Annotated in this window: 20 protein-coding genes; 5 read left to right on the forward strand and 15 right to left on the reverse strand. The window is 40.5% G+C overall.

Features of this window, described 5'->3' with window-relative positions:
• Positions 1-60: 60 nt before the first annotated feature.
• From lpxA to rimO, 12 genes are all read right to left on the reverse strand, one after another.
• Positions 61-849 (reverse strand): acyl-ACP--UDP-N-acetylglucosamine O-acyltransferase, encoded by a 789-nt coding sequence (gene lpxA, locus AVJ20_RS00545; RefSeq protein WP_111883752.1) that lies wholly within the window; start codon positions 847-849, stop codon positions 61-63.
• On the reverse strand, positions 846-1,331 hold the full coding sequence (gene fabZ, locus AVJ20_RS00550; protein WP_171263789.1) for a 3-hydroxyacyl-ACP dehydratase FabZ: 486 nt from the start codon (positions 1,329-1,331) through the stop codon (positions 846-848). Before fabZ ends, lpxA begins: the two co-directional genes overlap by 4 nt.
• A gap of 5 nt (positions 1,332-1,336) precedes the next feature.
• A complete protein-coding gene (gene lpxD / locus AVJ20_RS00555; RefSeq protein WP_111883753.1) occupies positions 1,337-2,407 on the reverse strand; it encodes a UDP-3-O-(3-hydroxymyristoyl)glucosamine N-acyltransferase in 1,071 nt (356 codons plus the stop codon).
• A gap of 3 nt (positions 2,408-2,410) precedes the next feature.
• Positions 2,411-2,911, reverse strand: coding sequence for an OmpH family outer membrane protein (locus AVJ20_RS00560; protein WP_111883754.1), 501 nt, complete (start codon positions 2,909-2,911; stop codon positions 2,411-2,413).
• A 41-nt stretch (positions 2,912-2,952) separates the two neighbouring features.
• A complete protein-coding gene (bamA, locus tag AVJ20_RS00565; RefSeq protein WP_416240527.1) occupies positions 2,953-5,556 on the reverse strand; it encodes an outer membrane protein assembly factor BamA in 2,604 nt (867 codons plus the stop codon).
• Positions 5,537-6,892 (reverse strand): RIP metalloprotease RseP, encoded by a 1,356-nt coding sequence (rseP, locus tag AVJ20_RS00570; protein ID WP_111883756.1) that lies wholly within the window; start codon positions 6,890-6,892, stop codon positions 5,537-5,539. The genes bamA and rseP overlap by 20 nt, the downstream gene beginning before the upstream one ends.
• Before the next feature lie 3 nt (positions 6,893-6,895).
• Complete coding sequence (ispC, locus tag AVJ20_RS00575) at positions 6,896-8,092, reverse strand: 1-deoxy-D-xylulose-5-phosphate reductoisomerase (protein ID WP_078193532.1); 1,197 nt, start codon at positions 8,090-8,092, stop codon at positions 6,896-6,898.
• Complete coding sequence (locus AVJ20_RS00580; protein ID WP_078193533.1) at positions 8,093-8,917, reverse strand: phosphatidate cytidylyltransferase; 825 nt, start codon at positions 8,915-8,917, stop codon at positions 8,093-8,095.
• Positions 8,918-9,673: a polyprenyl diphosphate synthase gene (gene uppS / locus AVJ20_RS00585; protein ID WP_111883757.1), complete on the reverse strand. Its 756-nt coding sequence runs from the start codon at positions 9,671-9,673 to the stop codon at positions 8,918-8,920.
• 6 nt (positions 9,674-9,679) lie between these two features.
• Positions 9,680-10,234 (reverse strand): ribosome recycling factor, encoded by a 555-nt coding sequence (frr, locus tag AVJ20_RS00590; RefSeq protein ID WP_111883758.1) that lies wholly within the window; start codon positions 10,232-10,234, stop codon positions 9,680-9,682.
• A 79-nt stretch (positions 10,235-10,313) separates the two neighbouring features.
• Positions 10,314-11,042, reverse strand: coding sequence for a UMP kinase (gene pyrH, locus AVJ20_RS00595; RefSeq protein ID WP_078193535.1), 729 nt, complete (start codon positions 11,040-11,042; stop codon positions 10,314-10,316).
• Between the two features lie 45 nt (positions 11,043-11,087).
• Positions 11,088-12,431, reverse strand: a complete 1,344-nt coding sequence (gene rimO, locus AVJ20_RS00600) for a 30S ribosomal protein S12 methylthiotransferase RimO (RefSeq protein ID WP_111883759.1) — start codon at positions 12,429-12,431, stop codon at positions 11,088-11,090.
• A gap of 352 nt (positions 12,432-12,783) precedes the next feature.
• Between rimO and glnL the strand changes: the two genes are divergently transcribed.
• Entirely contained in the window at positions 12,784-13,890 is a 1,107-nt protein-coding gene (glnL, locus tag AVJ20_RS00605; RefSeq protein WP_078188727.1) for a nitrogen regulation protein NR(II), read from the forward strand.
• Positions 13,880-15,355 (forward strand): nitrogen regulation protein NR(I), encoded by a 1,476-nt coding sequence (gene glnG / locus AVJ20_RS00610; protein WP_111883760.1) that lies wholly within the window; start codon positions 13,880-13,882, stop codon positions 15,353-15,355. Before glnL ends, glnG begins: the two co-directional genes overlap by 11 nt.
• 70 nt (positions 15,356-15,425) lie before the next feature.
• On the opposite strand, the gene AVJ20_RS00615 is transcribed toward glnG, so the two are convergent.
• The 3 genes from AVJ20_RS00615 to mnmG all read right to left on the reverse strand — a co-directional run bounded on the left by AVJ20_RS00615 (position 15,426) and on the right by mnmG (position 19,297).
• Complete coding sequence (locus tag AVJ20_RS00615; RefSeq protein ID WP_078193710.1) at positions 15,426-15,752, reverse strand: hypothetical protein; 327 nt, start codon at positions 15,750-15,752, stop codon at positions 15,426-15,428.
• Between the two features lie 114 nt (positions 15,753-15,866).
• Positions 15,867-17,072, reverse strand: a complete 1,206-nt coding sequence (gene mhpT, locus AVJ20_RS00620) for a 3-(3-hydroxy-phenyl)propionate transporter MhpT (protein WP_111883761.1) — start codon at positions 17,070-17,072, stop codon at positions 15,867-15,869.
• 344 nt (positions 17,073-17,416) lie between these two features.
• Positions 17,417-19,297 (reverse strand): tRNA uridine-5-carboxymethylaminomethyl(34) synthesis enzyme MnmG, encoded by a 1,881-nt coding sequence (mnmG, locus tag AVJ20_RS00625; protein ID WP_111883762.1) that lies wholly within the window; start codon positions 19,295-19,297, stop codon positions 17,417-17,419.
• 253 nt (positions 19,298-19,550) lie between these two features.
• Here mnmG and AVJ20_RS00630 point away from each other — a divergent pair, with 253 nt between their 5' ends.
• From AVJ20_RS00630 to AVJ20_RS00640, 3 genes are all read left to right on the forward strand, one after another.
• Positions 19,551-19,901: a hypothetical protein gene (locus AVJ20_RS00630; RefSeq protein ID WP_078188731.1), complete on the forward strand. Its 351-nt coding sequence runs from the start codon at positions 19,551-19,553 to the stop codon at positions 19,899-19,901.
• Positions 19,902-20,048: 147 nt separating this feature from the next.
• On the forward strand, positions 20,049-20,927 hold the full coding sequence (locus AVJ20_RS00635) for a bile acid:sodium symporter family protein (protein WP_111883763.1): 879 nt from the start codon (positions 20,049-20,051) through the stop codon (positions 20,925-20,927).
• Positions 20,928-21,002: 75 nt separating this feature from the next.
• On the forward strand, positions 21,003-21,890 hold the full coding sequence (locus AVJ20_RS00640) for a bile acid:sodium symporter family protein (RefSeq protein WP_111883764.1): 888 nt from the start codon (positions 21,003-21,005) through the stop codon (positions 21,888-21,890).
• Positions 21,891-21,997: the final 107 nt, after the last annotated feature.

Consider the following 21,997-nt stretch of genomic DNA (forward strand, 5'->3'; position numbering starts at 1 on the left):
AACTATTTTTTAATGCAAAAAAAAGACACCTTATAAGGTGTCTTTTTTTATTCGCAGCATTTAGCGTACGATACCGCGCTTAGACTGCTCAAGTGAGTCAATCAACAATTGCGCTTCTGCCACTTCAGGCAAAATTTCAGTACGAATACGCTCAATCGCTTCATTCGTCGTTAAACCATCTTTATAGATCAATTTAAAAGATTCACGTAAACCTTGAATCACATTTTTAGACCAACCTTTACGACGCATGCCTTCAATGTTCATGGCAAAAGCATGGGCTGGATTACCAGATACCATGACATAAGCAGGTACATCTTTCAAAATAAGCGATGCACCACCAATCATACTGTATGAATCGATTTTACAGAATTGATGAATACCAGAGTTACCACCTACGATGACGTAATCACCAATGTGGACATGACCTGCAACGCCGACGTTATTAGCAAAAATATTATGATCACCTACCACACAGTCATGTGCAATATGTGTATTCACCATCAATAAATTGTGACTACCAACTTTAGTTAGACCCTGATCTTGAACAGTACCACGGTGTAAACTACAGTGTTCACGAATCGAATTATAATCACCGATTTCTAACCAGGTTTCTTCACCAGCATATTTCAAGTCTTGGCAGACTTCACCAACACTGGCAAATTGAAAAATTTCGTTATGTTGACCAATACGGGTATAACCACCCACCACAACATGTGAATGCAGTTTAGTGCCCGCTCCAATTGTGACTTTAGGACCAATAATACAATATGGTCCAATTTGCACATCCGGAGCAATTACTGCTGATGAGTCAATAATGGCGGTAGGATGAATTAATTCGTTATTGCTCATGCTGTCTCTGTTTTCTGATGCGAAACCATAATTTCCGCGGTTGCTGCGACTACGCCATCTACAGTGGCAACACAATTATATTTGTAAATGCCACGCTTTTGCATCACTAATTCCGATTTTAATACAAGTTGATCGCCTGCAACGACTTGTTTTTTAAATCGAACCTTCTCTGCACCAGCAAATAAGAACAGCGAACCCGCTGAAGGTTTCTCATTATTCATGATGAAACCTAAAATACCCGATACTTGCGCCAATGCTTCAACAATCAGCACACCCGGCATAATTGGGTATTCAGGAAAATGGCCTTGTAAAAATTCTTCATTAATCGTTACATTTTTATAGCCTACAATCCCGTTGTCAGTCACTTCGACAACACGATCAACCAATAAAAACGGATAACGATGTGGCAAATATTCACGAATAGTCTGAATAGTCATTGGTAATTCAGGTTTAGTGAAAGCTGGGGTATTCGACTCTGTCATCATAATTATTTACGCAATTTAAATGTTGATTCAAGGGACTCAATTTGAGACTGCATATGATCAAGTCGTTTGACCAATTGGGTCAATGGCACATCTGCTAATTGTTTAAAGCGGATTGCTGCCTTTTTCCAAGAACCACTTTCAAGCATTGGCGTACCTGAAGAATAACTCCCAGCAACGGAAATACTTTTTGTGACCATTGACATACCGGTAATTGTCACATTATCTGCAATATTAATGTGACCTACGATACCAACAGCCCCTGCTAGCACACAATTTTTGCCAATAGTTGTACTACCGGCAATACCACATTTCGCAGCCATTGCTGTATTTGCACCAACTTTGACGTTATGCGCGATTTGCACAAGGTTATCAATAATGACACCATCTTCCAAAATTGTGTCATCTAAAGCACCACGGTCGATACTACAATTTGAACCAATACGCACATCATTCCCGATACGTACAGAACCTAATTGAGCAATACGATGCCATTTCCCTTGATAAGGTGCAAAACCAAACCCTTCACCACCGATCACCGTATTTGCATGGATACGTACGCGATCACCTAACTTGGCTTCACCAGTAATTGTCACATGCGAATCGATAAAACAATCTTTACCAATTTCAACACCATGATCAATCTTCACTTGTGATTCAATGCGAGTTCCATCACCCACCACACTATTCGCACCGATTACCACATAATGCCCAATATAAGCAGTATCAGAAATGATTGCTGAAGGATGAATTTGGGCAGTACTTTCAATTCCTGTTTCTACAGATTTTTTTTCAAAAACATGCGTTAGAATAGCGAAAGCCAGATACGGATTGGGTACAACAATGAAGTTTTGCTGTGAAGGGATTTGTGACTGCATGTCTGCAGTCACAATCAGCGCACCAGCCTTAGACTGTTGAGCTTCATTCAGATATTTATCTGCGTTTAAAAATGCAAGCTGATGTGGTTGAGCACTCTCCAAACTTGCCATTCCGCTGAATTGCAAGTCTAGCTGACCAATACATTGACCTTGAACAAGTTGAGCAAGCTTTTCTAAACTGAATTTTTGAGAATTCATTGATTATTTAATTGCATTAACCTTTTGAATCATTTTATCAGTTAAATCAAACTTAGGGTCATACGCAAGTGCTGAATTTTTATTCAAAACAACATCTAACTTATTTTCTGTGCGCAATTGTTCTGCAACTTGCTTGATTCGAGTATCCATCGTGCGATTTAAGGACTGGATATTAGCTTGAACCGAAGCTTGAACTTTTTGCTGTAAATCAGTCAGCTCTTTAAGTTTAGCTTGATACTGTTGACCCATTTGCTGCTTTTGCGCAGCAGTCAACTTATCACCACCTTGCTGAGCTTTTTGTTGCATTGCTTCCAGCTCTTTAGCCAGTAATTCAATTTTAGTGGTTTGTGGTTTCAATTGCTGTTGAATTTGAGCATTTTGTTGTTTTAGATAAGTGCTTTGATCCACCACCTTTTCTAAATCAACCACACCGTAACCTGCTGCATGTACCACAGCAGAACATGACATACCCAATACCGCCAAACCAGCAAATAATTTATTCATCTTATCAACCTGTTATTTTGTTATTCCCAGAAGGGTCGTACTTAGAACGTACGACCAATCTCGAATTGAATTTCTTTTGTTTCATCGCCAGCTTTGTCATTCAGTGGGAATGCATAACTCAGTGAAATTGGACCAATCATCGTGATCCAAGTAAAACCTGCACCAACGCTATAACGCATGTTATTCATATCAAAGCCGTAGTTATCTTTACAGTATTGACGGTCTTCACTAGATTTAGGAACGTCACATTGGGTGTCAAATACTTGTGCACCTTCAGCAAACAATACTGGACGAACTTGACGCGCCCAATCGCCTTTAAATGGCACAGGTAAAGCCAATTCAGTACCAAATTGAATTAAAGCATTACCACCGACTTCTTCTGGATCGTAGTCAACCTGATTTTGCGCATCATAATACACACCAGGATATTTCGGCCCTAAAGTACTGTTATCATAGCCACGTACCGAACCAAAACCACCTGCATAGAAATTTTTGTAGAACGGTAAATCATTACCATAGCCTAACTTACCGTAACCACGTAACACAAAGTCTTTACCTAGTGGGAAATAAGCTTGTGCATCGTAAGTGATTTTTTGATATTCAACATCACTACCTGGTAATGCAATTTCGGCATTGACGCGGTGTGACATACCCGATGTAGGGAATACCGGGCGATTCAAGGTATTGTATGACCAACCCAAGTTAAGATTATAAGTTAAGAACTCACCTTTAAACGCACTGTCGTACGATTCTTCAGGTACTGCACAAGTGTTGTGAGTAACAATTTTATTACCCTTATCATCTAGTACAAAATCGCCATTCTCATCAGTTTTGTATACAGGCACAGTTAATTGCGAATTACCAGATGCATCAGTAGGACAGAAAGATGTCGTATCCGTTGCTTTCCCACCATTTGCTAGTAAATAATCACGCACATAGGTAGAAACATATGGACCTGTTGTCACTTCGGTATTATCAATATTCAGACCCATACTGATACTTTGGTTTTCATCGATCGGATAACCAAAGTTGATACCACCACCAAAACTATCAGTGACGTAGTTATTAACGTTATAGTCGTTATCTAACTTGGTTTTACGGTAGTACAAGTTATAACCACGGCGTACACCATCAATAGTGAAGTATGGGTCAGTTACACTGAGGTTGTAATAATCTTGAGTCTCTGAACGAGACAAATCGATAGAAACTGCATTACCTGTACCCAAGAAGTTGGTTTGACTCAAACCTGCTTGGAAAGTTACACCGCCACTTTGTGAGAAACCAACAGCTAAAGTACTTGTTCCCGAATGCTGCTCTTCAACATTTACATTTAAATCAATTTGATCTGGGGTACCCGGAATACGTGCAGGCTTAACATCAACGGTTTTAAAGAAACCAGTACGTTCTAAACGCACTTTAGATAAATCAATTTTTTCGTTACTTGCTAATGCGCCTTCCATTTGACGCATTTCACGACGTAGAACTTCATCAGCTGTTTTCGAGTTACCTGTGAAATTAATACGGCGAACAGTGACTTGCTGACCCGGATTCACATAGTAATTTAAATCAACCAATTTGGTGTCTTTATTGATTTCAGGAACAATGTTCACTTCTGCAAAGTAGTAACCTGCGTTACCGTATTTACGAAGTAAAAGTTGTTTCACACCATTCACTTTTTCTTGTGAATATAAATCGCCATCTTTATAAAGTTTTAAAGCATTTAAATCTGTTTGCGTATAAAGCGTATCACCTAAGAAATGGGTTTCACCAAACTTAAATTGTTCACCTTCATCCACCGAAACTTCGATAAAGACGTGTTTTTTATCTTCACTCAAATTTAGACTTGAATTGGTAATGTTGAAGTTGATGTAACCTTTGTTGAGATACATCGCACGTAACGCTTCTAAACTCGCAGCCATCTTTTCACGTGCATAGCGGTCATTACGAGAAATGATCGAGTTCCAACCACTTTCTTTTAATGCAAAAATTTGTTTAATTTCGCTTTCTTTAAAGACCGTATTACCAATGATATTAATATCAAATACTTTGGCAGATTGACCTTCTTCAAACTCGATTAAGACATTTACACGGTTATTCGGTTGAGCGGTTGTAATCACTTTGACATCAGCATCGTAGCGACCTTGCTGCATGTACTGTTGTTCTAATTCAGTTTCAACCGTTTGCAAAGATGATTTCTTTAAAACTTCACCTTCGGACAGACCCATTTTCTTTAAGCCTTCTTCCAAGGCTTCTTTAGGAATAAGTTTATTGCCTTTTAGCTCAACTTTAGAAATTACAGGGCGTTCAACCACTGTATATACAAGGGTACTACCGACTTGTGAAGACTTCACATCATCAAACAAACCCGACGCAAACATGCTACGAATTGAGTTTGAAATGATTTGATCATTGACACGATCACCAGCGGAGAATGGGATCATTCCGGCTACATTGTCAGGAGTTAAACGCACTAAGCCATCAACACGAATATCTTGTACTACAAAATCATCTGCTGCATATACTTGTTGTGCTACGGCCATAGCACTAACCAGTGCCAATGGCATAAATAAATGTTTGTGCTGCATGCCAGTCTTTTCCGCTGTTAATTTATTTCGTATAACGTTCTTATAAACGCATAATGTCATTGAATAGAGCCAGTAGCATCATGCTACCCAGCAATACCATACCAATTTTTAATCCAACCAATTGTATTTGTTCAGAAACAGGTTTACCACGAATTAATTCAATAAAATAGTAAATTAAATGACCGCCATCGAGCATAGGAATCGGTAGTAAATTTAAAATACCCAAACTTACACTCATCAGTGCCATAAATGAAATGAAGGTTTGCCACCCCATCTCAGCACTTTGTCCAGCCACTTTCGCAATAGTAATCGGACCAGATAAATTATCTAAACCAACCAAACCACGCACCATTTTTACAATAGAATTCAGGATCATACTAGATATCTGACCTGTTTTTTCTACCGCTTTGCCCATCGCCTCTACAGGCGTGTATTGAATGGTTTGTTTGTATTCGGCTGGAATATTGACTTTACCCGGATCACTTTGTACACCTAAAAGCCCTGTGACTTTACCCATTTGGTCACGCTTACCTTGCGGCATCACGCTTAAATGCACAATTTTATTTTGTCGTAAAACATCAATTTTAAGTAACTTTTCTGGAGAAGCTTGTACAACTTGTACAACATCAAACCAGTCTTTCATTTTTACGCCATCGATCGAAACAATTCGATCACCCACTTGCATCCCTTGGCGAATCGCTGCGCCATCTTCACTGAGTTTTGAAACTACTGCAGGAATTTCAGGACGATACGGTGTAAAACCTAGAACATCGAGTGGTGACTGAGTTTGATCACGTAAGAAACTTTGAATCGGTAAACTGAAGTTTTGAATTTGCCCTGCTCGTTCAGCTTGAATTTGAATATCGCCAGTTTCACCTACACGATCAACCAAGGCATAATTCAAGCGCTCCCAAGTGGATACTTGAGTGCCATCTACGGCAGTAATTTTATCACCAGACTGCATTTGCGCAGCCGCTGCTGGCGTATTCGGTAAAATTTTACCTACGCGCGTATTGAGCTGTTCCTGAGCTGGTAAAAATAAAATCCAAAACAACACTACTGCAAAAGCCAAGTTAATGAGTGGCCCTGCCGCAACAATTGCAATACGTTTCCAAGGGTGTTGTCGGTTAAATGCTTTTGGTAAGTCTTCTGCTGCGACATCACCTTCGCGTTCATCCAACATTTTGACATAACCACCCAGTGGTAATGCAGACAGTTGATATTGAATACCCGACTTCTTTGACGTCCACTTGAGCAGTGTTGGGCCAAAACCAATCGAATAAACCAAAACCTTTACGCCCAGTTTACGTGCAACGAAATAGTGCCCAAATTCATGAATCGCTATCAACGGTCCAAGTAGCAATATTGCTGCAATAATCATAAACAAGGCATTCATGTCTTAACTTCCTGAATTCAATACTGCTTTTTCAGCAACCATACGTGCCGATTTATCTGCATGCAAAATAACATCAATATTATTTGCAGCTGAGTTTTCAACTTGCCCCAACACATGTTCCACAATTTGAGGGATTTGAGTAAAGCCAATTTTCTCATGCAAAAATGCTGCCACGGCGATTTCATTGGCTGCATTTAAAATCGTAGGAGCTAAGCCCCCAGCCTTCATGGCTTGACGTGCTAATTTTAGTGCTGGGAATCGTTGTATATCAGGCTGTTCAAAGTTTAACTGTGAATGAACAAATAAATCTAATGGAGGCACATGTGTTTGAATACGCTTTGGCCACGCTAATGCATGAGCGATAGGCGTACACATATCAGGATTTCCCATTTGTGCCAAAGTCGAACCATCTACATATTGAACCATTGAATGAATGATACTCTGTGGATGGACAACAACTGTTACAAATTGTTCTTCAACTGCAAAAAGATGACAGGCTTCGATTAATTCCAAGCCTTTATTCATTAGCGTTGCAGAATCAACTGAAATTTTTTGCCCCATCGACCAATTTGGATGCTTACAGGCTTGGGCCGGCGTTACACTTTGCAATTGTTCTAAACTATGATGTAAAAATGGACCACCAGATGCGGTGAGTAAAATCTGTTTGACACCCAATTTTGGCTGACCATGACGCTCACCTTGTAGATAAGTTTCAGGTAAGCATTGGAAGATTGCATTGTGTTCAGAATCGACCGGCAGCAACAAAGCATTATTTTCACGTGCGGTCTGAATCATGATGTCACCCGACATCACCAGCGCTTCTTTATTTGCAAGCAACACGCGTTTACCTGCTTTCGCAGCAGCCAATGTAGGTAGCAACCCTGCCGCACCCACAATAGCTGCCATGACCACATCAACCTGTGGATGTTCTGCTACTGCAATCAATCCTGCTTCATCATGCAAGATTTCAATATCAGTTAATTTTTCAGCTACGAGTAATTGGCGCAGTTCATCCACTTTATTGTATGGAACAACTGCGATTTTCGGTCGATATTGTTTGCATATTTCGACAAGTTCTACAATTCGGCTATGTGCAGTGACTGCAAAAACTGAATACTCTTCGGGGTGCTGTTGCAGAATCTTTAAAGTACTTTGACCAATGGATCCTGTTACACCCAATATACAAACAGATTGTGACATCTATAAATCTACGCCAATTAATTTTAAAACATACATACCTGCCGCAAAGATAGGTGCTGCAGCAAGCAACGAGTCAATACGATCCAGCACACCACCATGTCCGGGAAGAATACGACCAGAATCTTTGATCCCTGCACGACGCTTGATCATCGATTCAAATAAATCACCAAGTACTGAACTAAATACTGTTATTACTGAAAGTATTAAAAATAAAATATGTTCAGCAATGCTTAAATCAAGATAAATAATTTCAACAACAATAACAATTAGCATTGCAGTGAATAGACCGCCATATAAACCTTCGATCGATTTATTTGGGCTCACATCTGGTGCAAGTTTTTTCTTACCAAATTTACGTCCCACGAAGTATGCACCACTGTCTGCACCCCATACCAAAAGGAACAGATACATGAGCCACCAAGGTGAGTTCATCCACACAGAAAAAATAGCAGTTACCGCAGCAGGAACTAAGACTAAACCAATACCACTCAGACTCGGGTTATACCAGTTATCGTAATCAGGATAAGACTTCACCCAATAGACACTTAAGATCCAAGTAAAGATCGAAGCCGCCCAAAGCAGTAATGCAACATCTGTAAAATGCAATGCTAGTGCTGAAAGAATAGCAGTGACTAGACCATAGCCCCAAGCGAAAGGTTTAATCACATTTTGTGTATTCCGCGGCATGAGTTTGAACCACTCATAACCCGCGACAGCTGATGCAATAATCATCAGCACAAGCATTGGGTATTTAGACTCGGTTGCAAACATGCAACTCAGTACAACTGAAACCAGTACCAATGCGGTTATTATCCGCTCTAACATTTATTTATTCTCAAACTGCTCTTGTTGAATCTGCTCTGAGGTCTTACCAAAACGACGTTCACGACCACCAAATACTGCTAGTGCGTCATCAAATTCTTCAATGGTAAATTCAGGCCATAATGTCTGGGTAAAATAAAGTTCTGCATAAGCAGCTTGCCAAAGCAAGAAGTTCGAGAGACGGAAATCACCACCTGTACGAATTAACAAATCTACCGGAGGTAGATCACTTAAACTGACATATTGACCAAAGACTTCAGCATCCACTGCTTCAAGATTTATTTTGTTAGTTAAAACATCTGCTGCGATTTGTTTTGCAGCCTGTGCCATATCCCACATACCACCGTAACTAATTGCAATAGTTAAAGTCATGCTGTCGAAATTAGCAGTCCTTTGTTCGGCTTGCAACATTAAGTCACGTAAGTTAGGAGATAAACGAGAACGATCACCAATAAAACGTAGGGAAATGTTAAATTTTTCCATACGCGGCAACTGCTCATGAATGGTTTCTTCGAGAAGAGCCATCAACAGATCAACCTCAAACTGAGGACGATTCCAATTTTCACTCGAAAAAGCAAAAACGGTCAGTGCTTGGATATTTCTTTTACGACAATGTTCAACGATGGGATCTAGGATGTCCTTTCCAGAACGATGCCCTTCACCTTTTTGCATTTGATTCTTTTTGGCAAAACGATTGTTGCCATCCATAATGATGGCAACATGTTTTGGAAGACGGGAAGTTTCTTCAGATGAGGTCATTAAAACTTAGACCTTCATCAATTCAGCTTCTTTTGCAGCCAGACGTTTTTCAACTTCAGCAACGAATTTGTCTGTGATTTTTTGAATGTCATCACCCGCACGACGCTCATCATCTTCAGAAATTTCTTTTTCTTTCAACAATGCTTTGATATCACCCAAAACATCACGACGGATGTTACGGATCGCAACTTTTGCATTTTCAGCTTCGTTACGTGCAATTTTCTGCATGTCTTTACGTGTTTCTTCTGTTAATGCAGCCATAGGAACACGGATCGCATCAGCAGTAATCGGGTTTAAGCCCAAGTCAGATTCACGGATTGCTTTATCAATTGCAGCAACCATTGAACGTTCAAAAGGCTGAACAAGTAAAGTACGAGAGTCTTCTACACCCACGTTCGCCACTTGGTTTAATGGCACATCAGAGCCATAGTAAGGAACCATAACACCATTTAAAATTGATGGGTGCGCGCGGCCTGTACGAACTTTGGCAAAACCATGCTCTAGAGAATCTAGAGATTTATTCATACGGTCTTCTGCGTCTTTTTTAAGATCGTTAATCATGTGATCTTCCTAACTTAATTCGAAAAGATGTAAATTCTAAAATAGCTTGTAGTATAAAGAGCTTTAGGGCCCACGTACATTAGTTAGTAACGTGAGTACCCTCTTTTTCACCCATTACCACTGAAAGTAATGAACCTGATTTGTTCATATCAAATACTTGAAGTGGAACGTTGTGGTCACGGCATAAGCAGATCGCAGTTAAATCCATCACACCCAGTTTTTCATCTAAAACTTGGTCAAATGTTAATGCATCGTATTTCACTGCATCTTCATATTTGCTTGGATCTTTGTTGTATACGCCATCAACCTTCGTCGCTTTAAGGATAAGATTGGCTTCAATCTCGATACCGCGTAAGCATGCTGCTGTATCTGTCGTAAAGAATGGGTTACCCGTACCTGCGACAAATACACATACTTCGCCACGAGTTAAATGACGAATTGCATCGCGGCTAGAATATGATTCAACTACAGCACCAATTGGCAAAGCTGACATTAGACGAGTTTTGATATTACGACGCACCAAAGCATCACGAAGCGCCAAACCGTTCATCACAGTCGCCAACATACCCATTTGGTCACCTGTTACACGCCCAACCAAACCATCTTTTTGTAATTGGCTACCACGGTAAAGGTTACCACCACCGACAACGATACCCACTTGAACACCCAAACCAACAAGGTGCGCAATTGCGAGTGACATTTGATCGAGCACTTGTGCATCGATACCCATCTCTTTATTGCCCGCTAAAGCTTCACCTGAAAGCTTAAGCAGGATGCGACCAAAACGTGGTTTTTTAGAATCAAGCATCATCAACTCCGAATTATTTAATTTCAATTATTTTTAATGAATCGTTTAAGCAGACTTAACCGAGATCAGTTTTGCAAATAAGTCATATTCATCTGCATCTGTGATTTCTACTTCAAGTAAATCACCTGCTTTAATCACTGACTTATCGATATCTTCAACAAATACATTACCGTCAATTTCAGGTGCATCTGCATAAGAACGCGCAACAGCAACTGGGAACTCTTCTTCAAGATCATCCACCAATACTGTCATTTTCTGACCGATACGGCTTTGCAATTTCGCAGCAGAGATTTCTTGCTGAACTTGCATGAAACGTTCATAACGCTCTTGTTTGATTTCTTCAGGCACATGATCTGGCAAATCATTTGCAGTCGCGCCTTCAACTGGTGAGTAAGTAAAACACCCCACACGATCAAGCTGCGCTTCTTTTAACCAATCAAGCAACATTTGGAAGTCTTCTTCAGTTTCACCCGGGAAGCCCACAACAAATGTAGAACGAATCACAAGATCAGGACATTTCTCACGCCAAACTTTTAAACGCTCCAGTGTATTTTCACTGTGCGCAGGACGTTTCATGAGTTTTAAAATCTTAGGACTTGCATGTTGGAATGGAATATCCAAATACGGCAGGATTTTGCCTTGTGCCATTAAGTCAATCACAGCATCCACATGTGGATATGGATATACATAGTGCAGACGCACCCAGATACCCAATTGACCCAATGCTTCACACATGTCATAGAATTTGGTTTTAACGGGCTGACCGTTCCAGAAGTCCAATTTGTATTTGGTGTCTACGCCATAAGCCGATGTATCTTGAGAAATCACAAGGACTTCTTTTACGCCTGCTTTTTTCAGCGCTTGAGCTTCAGTCAATACTGAACCTACTGGACGAGAAACCAAATCACCACGCATGCTCGGAATAATGCAGAATGTGCAACGATGGTTACAACCTTCTGAAATCTTCAAATAAGCATAATGTTTTGGTGTTAATCGAATACCTTGTTCAGGTACTAGATCAATAAACGGATTGTGTTTCGGTGGCTCAGGCACGTATTCGTGCACAGCTTCCATCACTTCTTGATATGCCGCAGCACCTGTCACTTTTAAGACATTTGGGTGCATTTGGCGAATTTTGTCTTCGTCTTTACCTAAACAACCAGTCACAATTACGCGACCGTTTGAACTCATCGCTTCGCCAATGGCATCTAGCGACTCTTGTACTGCAGATTCAATAAAACCACAGGTATTTACAACTACTAAATCGGCACCATCATAATCTGATGCTACATCATAACCTTCAGTCTTTAACTGAGTTAAAATTCGTTCGGAATCTACCAATGCCTTAGGACAACCTAAAGAAACAAAACCGACTTTGGGGGATTTCATGAATCTGCGCTCCACTATAATCCGCGTATTGTATGTCTTTTCAAAACATAAAAACAGGTGAAAAGGCCACTCTTTATATCACGCACCAAAATAATGCTATAAATTCATCCATATAATTTCATTTGCACCATTTTAATGCATTTTTGATTTACAGCCTGTTTTTAATCGGCTATACACTTTATTTAAAGTCTTAAATAAGCGCATTTATTCAAATAAGCATCAAAACTTAGCGTATTTCTCAAATAGTTGGCTTATATCTTGCATAACTTGCATCAATTCGAACCTTATTAGATTGAACGATTTGCTTTATGAAGATGCCATTGCGCCATTTTAAGACAGGAACCTCTCGCTAATGGATCAGACTATGACGATTGATTACCGGCTTTTAGTGGATAATTTAACCACTGCCATTTTATTGGTCGATAGCAACCTGAATATTTTTTATTTAAATTCATCTTGTGAAGCGCTTTTTGACATCAGCTTACTTCGTGCATCAGGTCAGCCTGTATTAAATTTACTCCATATGCCCGATGATGAATTCAATACGCATGATGCATTAATGAATACATTAACTTCTGGCCAGCACTATACGCGCCGAGAAGCAACGATTAATGTCAACTTTAAAGACATTCATGTTGATTACACCGTGTCACAGCTCAACTCTGGCAAACCCTACCACCCGTTGCTATTGATTGAACTCAATCAAATCGACCGGATGTTGAAAATCTCTAAAGAAGAAAACCTGATTCAACAGCATCAAGTCGCACGACAACTGATTCGTGGTGTTGCCCATGAAATTAAAAATCCACTCGGTGGTATCCGTGGGGCGACACAACTTTTAGCGCGTAGCTTAAATGATCCGAAGTACAGCGAATTCACCGACATTATTATCAGTGAGGTGGATCGATTACGAAATCTAGCTGACACCATGCTTGGCTCTAGACAATTGCCAAGTTACGAACCAGTCAATGTGCACGAACCACTTGAACGTGTCCGTTCACTGATCGTCAACCAAACCAAAAAGAAAATTAAGATCACCCGTGATTACGACCTTTCGTTACCGGATGTTTTAGCAGATCGTGATCAATTGATTCAGGTCATGCTGAATATCAGTGTAAATGCCGTTCAGGCGATGACGGAAAATAAAGAGTTCTTTGTTGAGCATCAACCAGAACTCACTTTGCGCACACGTATTCAACGTTTAGTCACCATCAACGGTGTATTAAAACGTTCTGCGGTACGCATTGACATCGAGGACAATGGACCGGGTGTACCACAAGAAATATTAGAATCCGTATTTTACCCTTTAGTGACAGGACGAGCGAAAGGCACAGGTCTCGGCCTTAGCATTGCACAAAATATTATGCATCAACATAACGGAATGATTGAATGCCAATCAGTTCCTGGAAAAACAGTATTTAGCCTATATTTACCTTGGGAGTCAGATCATGTCGCGTAATAAGATTTGGGTCATCGATGATGATCGCGCCATGCGTTGGGTGCTGGAAAAAACATTCAAAGAAGAAGGTTTTGATGTTACCAGTTTTGAAGAAGCACAATCCGCTTTAGATCAGTTAAGTGTCGATGCGCCAGATGTTATTTTGACGGACATCCGTATGCCGGGTATTGATGGACTGACCTTTTTAGGCAAAGTCAAAGGCAACTACCCTGACTTACCTGTAATTATCATGACCGCACATTCAGATTTAGAATCTGCTGTGTCGAGCTATCAAACAGGTGCATTTGAATATCTACCAAAACCTTTTGATATTGATGAAGCCTTAGCTCTTGTAAACCGTGCAATTTTACATATTGCCAAATTACAACAACAAGAATCTGCAAAAACCGCTCAACCGATTCAATCTACAGAGATTATTGGTGAATCACCTGCTATGCAGGAAGTCTTCCGTGCCATTGGCCGTCTTTCTCAATCACACATTACCGTATTAATTAATGGTGAATCAGGCACGGGTAAAGAATTGGTTGCGCATGCGTTGCACAAACACTCACCACGTGGCAATAAGCCATTTATTGCCCTCAACATGGCAGCAATTCCAAAAGATTTGATCGAAACTGAATTATTTGGTCATGAAAAAGGAGCGTTCACCGGTGCCAACACACAGCGTCAAGGGCGTTTCGAACAAGCCAATGGCGGGACTCTTTTCCTTGATGAAATTGGTGACATGCCATTTGAAACCCAAACACGTTTACTGCGTGTTTTAGCGGATGGCGAATTCTACCGAGTCGGTGGTCACATCCCAGTCAAGGTGGATGTCCGTATCGTTGCAGCGACACACCAAGACTTAGAAAAATTAGTACATGAAGGTCGCTTCCGTGAAGACTTGTACCACCGTCTAAACGTGATTCGTATTCATATTCCAAAACTTGCACATCGTAGTGAAGATATTCCGATGCTTGCACAGCACTTCCTTGCAAGTGCAGGTAAAGAACTTGGGGTAAGTCCGAAGATTCTGCGTCCTGAAACGCAAGAATACATGCAAAAACTGCCGTGGCAAGGTAATGTGCGTCAGCTCGAAAATACCTGTCGCTGGCTAACAGTCATGATCACAGGCCGTGAAGTTTATCCAGAAGATTTACCTTCTGAATTAAAACAGATTCCAATTCAAGGCACAGATGGCAATCCTGCTGCTCAAGGGATTGATCGCATCGGTGTGCATCACTGGGATGAGTTACTTGGTCAATGGGCCGTACAAAAACTTAAAAATGGTGAGATGAAAATTCTCGACATTGCCACACCAATGTTTGAACGCACCCTCATCAATGCTGCACTACAGCAAACACGTGGGCGTAAGCGCCATGCAGCAGAACTTTTAGGTTGGGGCCGTAACACCCTCACACGTAAACTTAAAGAACTCGGTATGGACAGTGCCGAAGATGATGTCGAAGAAGAATTAGAAAGTTAATTTTCTGATTTTCATTAAAAAAGCCAGTCACTTGACTGGCTTTTTTATTTTGAGATTTTTTAGCAATATTTTATGCCGTAAAGCCGACATAACGTGAATAACCTTCCACCCCTAAATCAGACTTATAAATCAGAAACTCAGGGAAGCTCGAGGCGGTAATTTCAGTAAACATATGATATTGATCATCATTGGCATGCAAGTCATCGACTGTATGCTGCATGGTTTGCTCAAATTCATCGGTAATAAACTCAAAACCAATATCCATTGCAATAAACAACACATGCTCACAAGGCTGCACATACTGCTCTTCTGACCAATCAATCACTTGCTGCTGGCAATGTGGACACTGAATGTTGTCTGAAGGAGAAATATCAAGTTCGATCAATTGATAAGACATAGAAGTAAATTTATTCATAAATATTAGATTTATTCTAACAAAACTTAGTTTCAGCTAAAGATATTTATTCAATAAAAAAGGAGCCGTAGCTCCTTTAAATATGACTGATTTCGATTATTTCTTAAGGGATGACTTATAGGCTGACAATGCAGCCACTGCGATAGCTGACAAAGCAATACCCGGCGCACTTGCAATTAAAATACCTGTCGTTCCTAGACCTAGCACCAAAATCTTACCTGTGAGTAATGGACCTGTCATTGCACCCAAACGACCCCATGAAATCGCACTCCCCACACCTGTTACTTTCCCAGCTGGTGTATAGAAAATTGGAGAGATCCCATACAAAATCGATTGACCACCTGTAGAGAAAATCCCGCCCATGATGCCTGCTGCGATAAGTACAGGAATGGAATTTGTTGTGAACAGTACAAACAATGCTACAAACAAACCTGAATAGATAATCACTGCCATTTGCCATAATTTTAGGCGATCAAGCAAGTAGCCTAAACCCAGCGTACCAATCACTGCGCCCACTTGGAACATCAACATGATCATGAAAGCTTGTTGCTTTTCCAGCCCTTGCCCCATAAGCAAGTTAGGCAACCAACTGATCAGAATATAGTTTACCATTAAGGTAAAGAAGAAACTCAACCAAAGCGGCAATGTATATTTATAACGCTGTTCAGCAAACAGGATTTGCCCCATCGCTGGAACAGCTTCTTTGGTTTCTGCCTGAACTTTTTCTGTACGCTTATCTTTTAAGATAATCGCCATGAATGGAATCAAGATTAAAGGCGTTAAACCACCAATTAAAAATAGTGTATGCCATGAGATATCTTTAAAAACAATACCCAAGCCAGCAACAAAGATTGCACCTACGGGTAAGCCACAGTACATCAAACTATTTAAGCGCCCACGGTTAGCATCCGTCGCTTCATCACCCACCACCGAGATCATCGTTGGCATCGCAGCACCCAAACCTAAACCTGTAAAGAATCGTGCGATATATAAAATTTCAATACTTGGTGCAACTGCCGTGATAGACATAAATACACCGAAGATAAAAATCGACAGCATCAGGACTTTCTTCTGTCCCAAATAGTCAGCGACACGCCCCCCAAAGAACGCGCCAAATAACATACCAAACACACCTAAGCTAAACACATAACCCATTTGCACTTGATCTAAGGAAAATGTCGCTGCGATTCCTTTTGCTGCGATACCGGGCGCTTGCAGGTCAAAACCTTCAAAAAATGCTACCCAGAAACACAAAAATACCGTTAGAAATTTTTGCATTTTTCCCGATTGTTGATTTGCCATAATCGAACTCCATTCATGTAGCGTAAACTCACTTGTACGCCATGCCCTGAAGTTTCGGCTTTATTGGGTAGAATAAATACCACTACAAAGGTCGGAATTCACACGACCAAAAGCCCACCATTAAGACCTAAAACTTTGTATATCAATAGTTTTTAGATCTTATTTTTTGTATTTATAATTCATTATCAATCACTTAAGTTTATGAAAGATTTTAATAATCAAACCATAGCTAAAACTAATGATGATCAAAATATTCATTTAATCCGATCAAATACCAATAGCCAATATTTTTTAAGCAATAAAAAAACCCGCAACTGAGCGGGTTTTTTGTTTAACTCAAAATCTTATGCAGATTTTTTCGCTTGGTTATTCTTACGAATCGTAATCATTACCAATTGAACAGCCGCAGGTGTAACACCCGGAATACGACTTGCTTGTGCCAATGTTTCAGGCAATACATTTTTCAGCTTCATGGTGATTTCACGTGAAAGACCAGAAACGACATCATAATCAAAATCAGCTGGAATACGCGTATCTTCCAAACGCTTCATTTGCGCAACATCTTCTTGCTGACGGTTAATATAACCTGCATATTTCACAGCAATTTCAATTTGCTCACCCACAAATGCTGAAACTTCAGAACCCGTCAATTCAGCAATTTGAGAGAAATTGATATTTGGACGTTTGAGCAAATCAATTGCATTGGTTTCTTTTGACAGGTCATCGCCAGTCATTTCAACGAATTTTTTGCCTAGTGGATTGTTTGGCGCTGCCCAAAGGTGTTGTAAACGACCTTTCTCCGTTTCTACAGCTTCCATTTTTTGGCAGAACGAATCCCAACGCGCATCATCGACCAGACCCATTTCACGGCCAATGGCTGTTAAACGCTGATCCGCATTGTCTTCACGCAACATCAAACGGTATTCCGCACGCGAAGTGAACATACGGTACGGTTCTTTAGTACCAAGAGTAATCAAGTCATCAACCAATACACCCATGTACGCTTCATCACGTTTTGGTGTCCATTGCTCTTGATCCCATGCACGACGTGCTGCGTTTAAGCCTGCAAGCAAACCTTGCGCACCTGCTTCTTCATAACCTGTTGTACCGTTAATTTGACCCGCAAAATACAGGTTATTAATCGATTTGGTTTCTAAAGAGAATTTCAATGATTGTGGGTTGAAATAATCATACTCAATCGCATAACCCGGACGCAAAATGTGCGCATTTTCCATACCACGAATCGAGCGAACCAATTCAAACTGAACATCGAATGGTAAAGAAGTTGAAATACCGTTTGGATAAAGCTCATGTGTATCTAGACCTTCAGGTTCCAAGAACACTTGATGCGAATCTTTATCGGCAAATTTATGAATTTTATCTTCAATCGATGGGCAGTAACGTGGACCCACACCTTCAATCACACCAGTATACATTGGTGAACGGTCTAAGCCGCCACGAATGATATCGTGAGTTTTCTCGTTGGTATGTGTGATATAGCAATTGATTTGCTCAGGATGCATCGACACATCACCCATGAATGACATAGTCGGAGATGGGAAATCACCCGGCTGTGGCGTCATTACAGAGAAATCAACTGATCGCGCATCGATACGTGGCGGTGTACCTGTTTTTAAACGACCTACAGGTAAGTTCAATTCACGAAGGCGCGCAGCCAATGAAATTGAAGGAGGATCGCCCGCACGACCGCCTGAAGCATTATTTAGACCTACGTGGATCACTCCACCCAAGAATGTACCTGTAGTCAATACAACAGTTTTCGCATCAAAGCGAATACCCATTTGGGTGACTACACCTTTAACGGTATCGCCTTCAACAATAAGGTCATCAGCTGCTTGTTGGAAAATATCCAAGTTCGCTTGATTTTCGAGGGTTTCACGAATCGCAGCTTTATAACGAATACGGTCAGCCTGTGCGCGAGTCGCACGAACAGCCGCACCTTTACGTGAGTTTAAAATACGGAATTGAATACCACCTTTGTCAGCAGCCAATGCCATTGCACCGCCAAGCGCATCAATTTCGCGGACTAAATGTGATTTACCAATACCACCAATGGCTGGGTTACAGCTCATCTGCCCTAAAGTCTCAATATTATGAGTTAAGAGTAAAGTCTGTCGACCCATACGTGCCGCAGCAAGAGCTGCCTCAGTACCCGCGTGACCGCCGCCGATAACAATGACATCGTAAACTTTAGGATAATGCATAGTGGTAAAGGAGATTAAAAAAGGATGACGGAAGATTATAGCAAAAATTCACCGATAAGTTGACTGATTAACTCGATTTTATTGTTATTGGCTACTGCTTTATGCCTATATATTTCTTTATGAACATACATACTTTGCATATTCCACATAAAAATATACATTTCTCAAGCAAATGTTACTCGAAGATTGTTGTTTTATTCTGATGATTTTTTATTCTGTTATAGATCCCATGAGAATCATAAGGACTATAAGCATGAATAAGAATATTTTGCTATCCACGGTTTTATGCGGTTTATGTTTATCACCACTTGCTGCCTCAGCCAATGATAAAGTTGAGAAAGTGTATGATGCACAGCGATATCAACAAGTCTGTAAAGGTAAAAGCCAAGGCGCTCAAGTATCATTTGCCTATCGTGGTATTATCTGGAATGGTACTTGCGAACCACAATTTTTTAGCTCGTCCAAAAATGCAAATCTTCATGGCGAAGAAGCCGAATTATTAAGCACATGTAGTGCAGATGCAAAAGCCACTACTGCAACGATTAATGGACAAGAAATTAAAGGAAAATGTGCTTTAGGGTTCACTCCCCCTCGTCCTAAATAAACAGTTGTCAATGAAAATATCGACCAATTAACAGATCAAAAATAAAGCGGGTAAAACATCAGTTTTTACTCGCTTTTATTTATTGCTTATTTATCAAACTGAGATAAACTCAAAAACACTATAAGGATAAAAATATCAGGAAATTCCATGGATTCGGGATTATTTGCATTTTTTCTGCCCATTGCTTTAGCCATCATGATGATGGGTTTGGGACTTGAACTTTCAGTCAAAGACTTTTTACGCGTTGGACGCTATCCAAAAGTTATTTTCATCGCTTTATTTACTCAGCTTATTCTACTGACCAGCATTGCGTTTTTCCTGTGTAAGTTGCTTGAGTTACCCCCTTTACTCGCGGTTGGGCTCATGTTGCTTGCGGCTTCACCCGGTGGCCCCACAGCAAACCTTTTTAGCTACCTATATAAAGGTGATATTGCTTTAAACATTAGCTTAACGGCCATTAACTCAGTTGTATCGTGCTTTACATTGCCTTTTATCGTCAATCTATCCATTTTGCATTTTGTTGGTGAAAGTACCAGTATTGGTATGCCTATCGATAAGATCACCCATGTATTTCTGATTATTTTGATACCGGTATGTTTCGGTATGTTTATTCGAAACTCCTTTCCGACCATTGCATATCACGTCAACAAGCCGATGCGAATGTTGTCTATTTTCTTATTAATTCTTATCTTTACACTCGCAGTTTTGCGTGAACAATCCAACATTATTACGTATTTTGCCAGCGTCGGCATTGCAACCTGTTTACTCTGTTTCAGTGGACTATTTTTGGGTTACTTAATTCCATTCCTCTCGGATGTGCCTGAAAAGCAGGCTCGTGCGTGTACCTTTGAGATTGGTATTCATAACACCAGTATCGCGCTAACCATCGCACTGAGTGTGCTTGAAAACACCACAGTGGCGATACCTGCCGGTGTTTATTCTATTTTTATGTATTTATTGGCGACCTTATTTGGTTTTATTTTGACGCGCCGTGGCAGTCACTTGATTCAACAAGTGAAAACCTAAACTATTTTTTCTAACGCAATCACCATAAGGACTTTGGTGAAACACCATTAAATATGCTCAAGGAGAATAAGTACGATGGATTCTGGAATTATTACGGTTCTTTTGCCATTAGCACTGGCCTTTATTATGATCGGGCTTGGGCTAGAACTTACCCCCAAAGATTTCGCACGTGTCACCAAACATCCTAAAGCCGTGTTAATCGCTTTATTCTGCCAACTCGTGTTACTTGTCGGCGTTGCCTTTTTATTATGTAAACTGCTGGCCTTGCCACCACTGCTTGCAGTCGGATTGATGCTACTCGCAGCCTCACCTGGTGGTAGTACAGCGAACTTATTTAGCTATCTATTTAAAGGTGACTTGGCTTTAAATATTACCCTGACCGCCATCAACTCTGTCATTGCAGCATTAACCCTTCCATTGATCGTGAATTTTTCGATCATGCACTTCATGCAAGAAGGCCAACAGATTAGCCTGCAATTCGGAAAAATCCTCCAAGTTTTCGGCATCATTATCATCCCCGTCTGTATAGGCATGCTGCTTCGTCACTATGCGCCTAAACTGACTGAGAAACTGCATAAACCACTCCGCATCTTTGCTGTGGTCTTTCTCATCTTAATAATTATTGGTGCTATTTACTCTGAACGACATAATATTGCGGCTTATCTAACTCAAGTTGGCTTAGCAACGGTTCTATTCTGCATCTTCAGCCTATGTATCGGTTATTTTGTTCCGAGACTATTCGGCATCAATAGTGCTCAGGCACGTGCTTGTGCATTTGAAATCGGCATTCATAACAGTACGTTAGCCATGACCATCGCCTTAACGGTGATGGCCAGCTCTGCAGTTGCAATGCCTGCGGCAGTGTATTCAATCTTTATGTACATCTTTGCCGCTGTATTTGGCTTCCTAATTACACGTTTTGCACCGCTCTCGACAACTACAACTGAAACAATTAAAAGTTAAGGCACTGAAAAGTTAAAAGGATGCCACGTGCATCCTTTTATTTTTGGTCAATTTTGATAATCGCTAGCTGCAAGTTGCCGAGTTCCGTTACAATAGCTTTTTATAAA

Source organism: Acinetobacter sp. CFCC 11171, from assembly GCF_003268405.1.
Lineage (GTDB): Bacteria > Pseudomonadota > Gammaproteobacteria > Pseudomonadales > Moraxellaceae > Acinetobacter > Acinetobacter amyesii.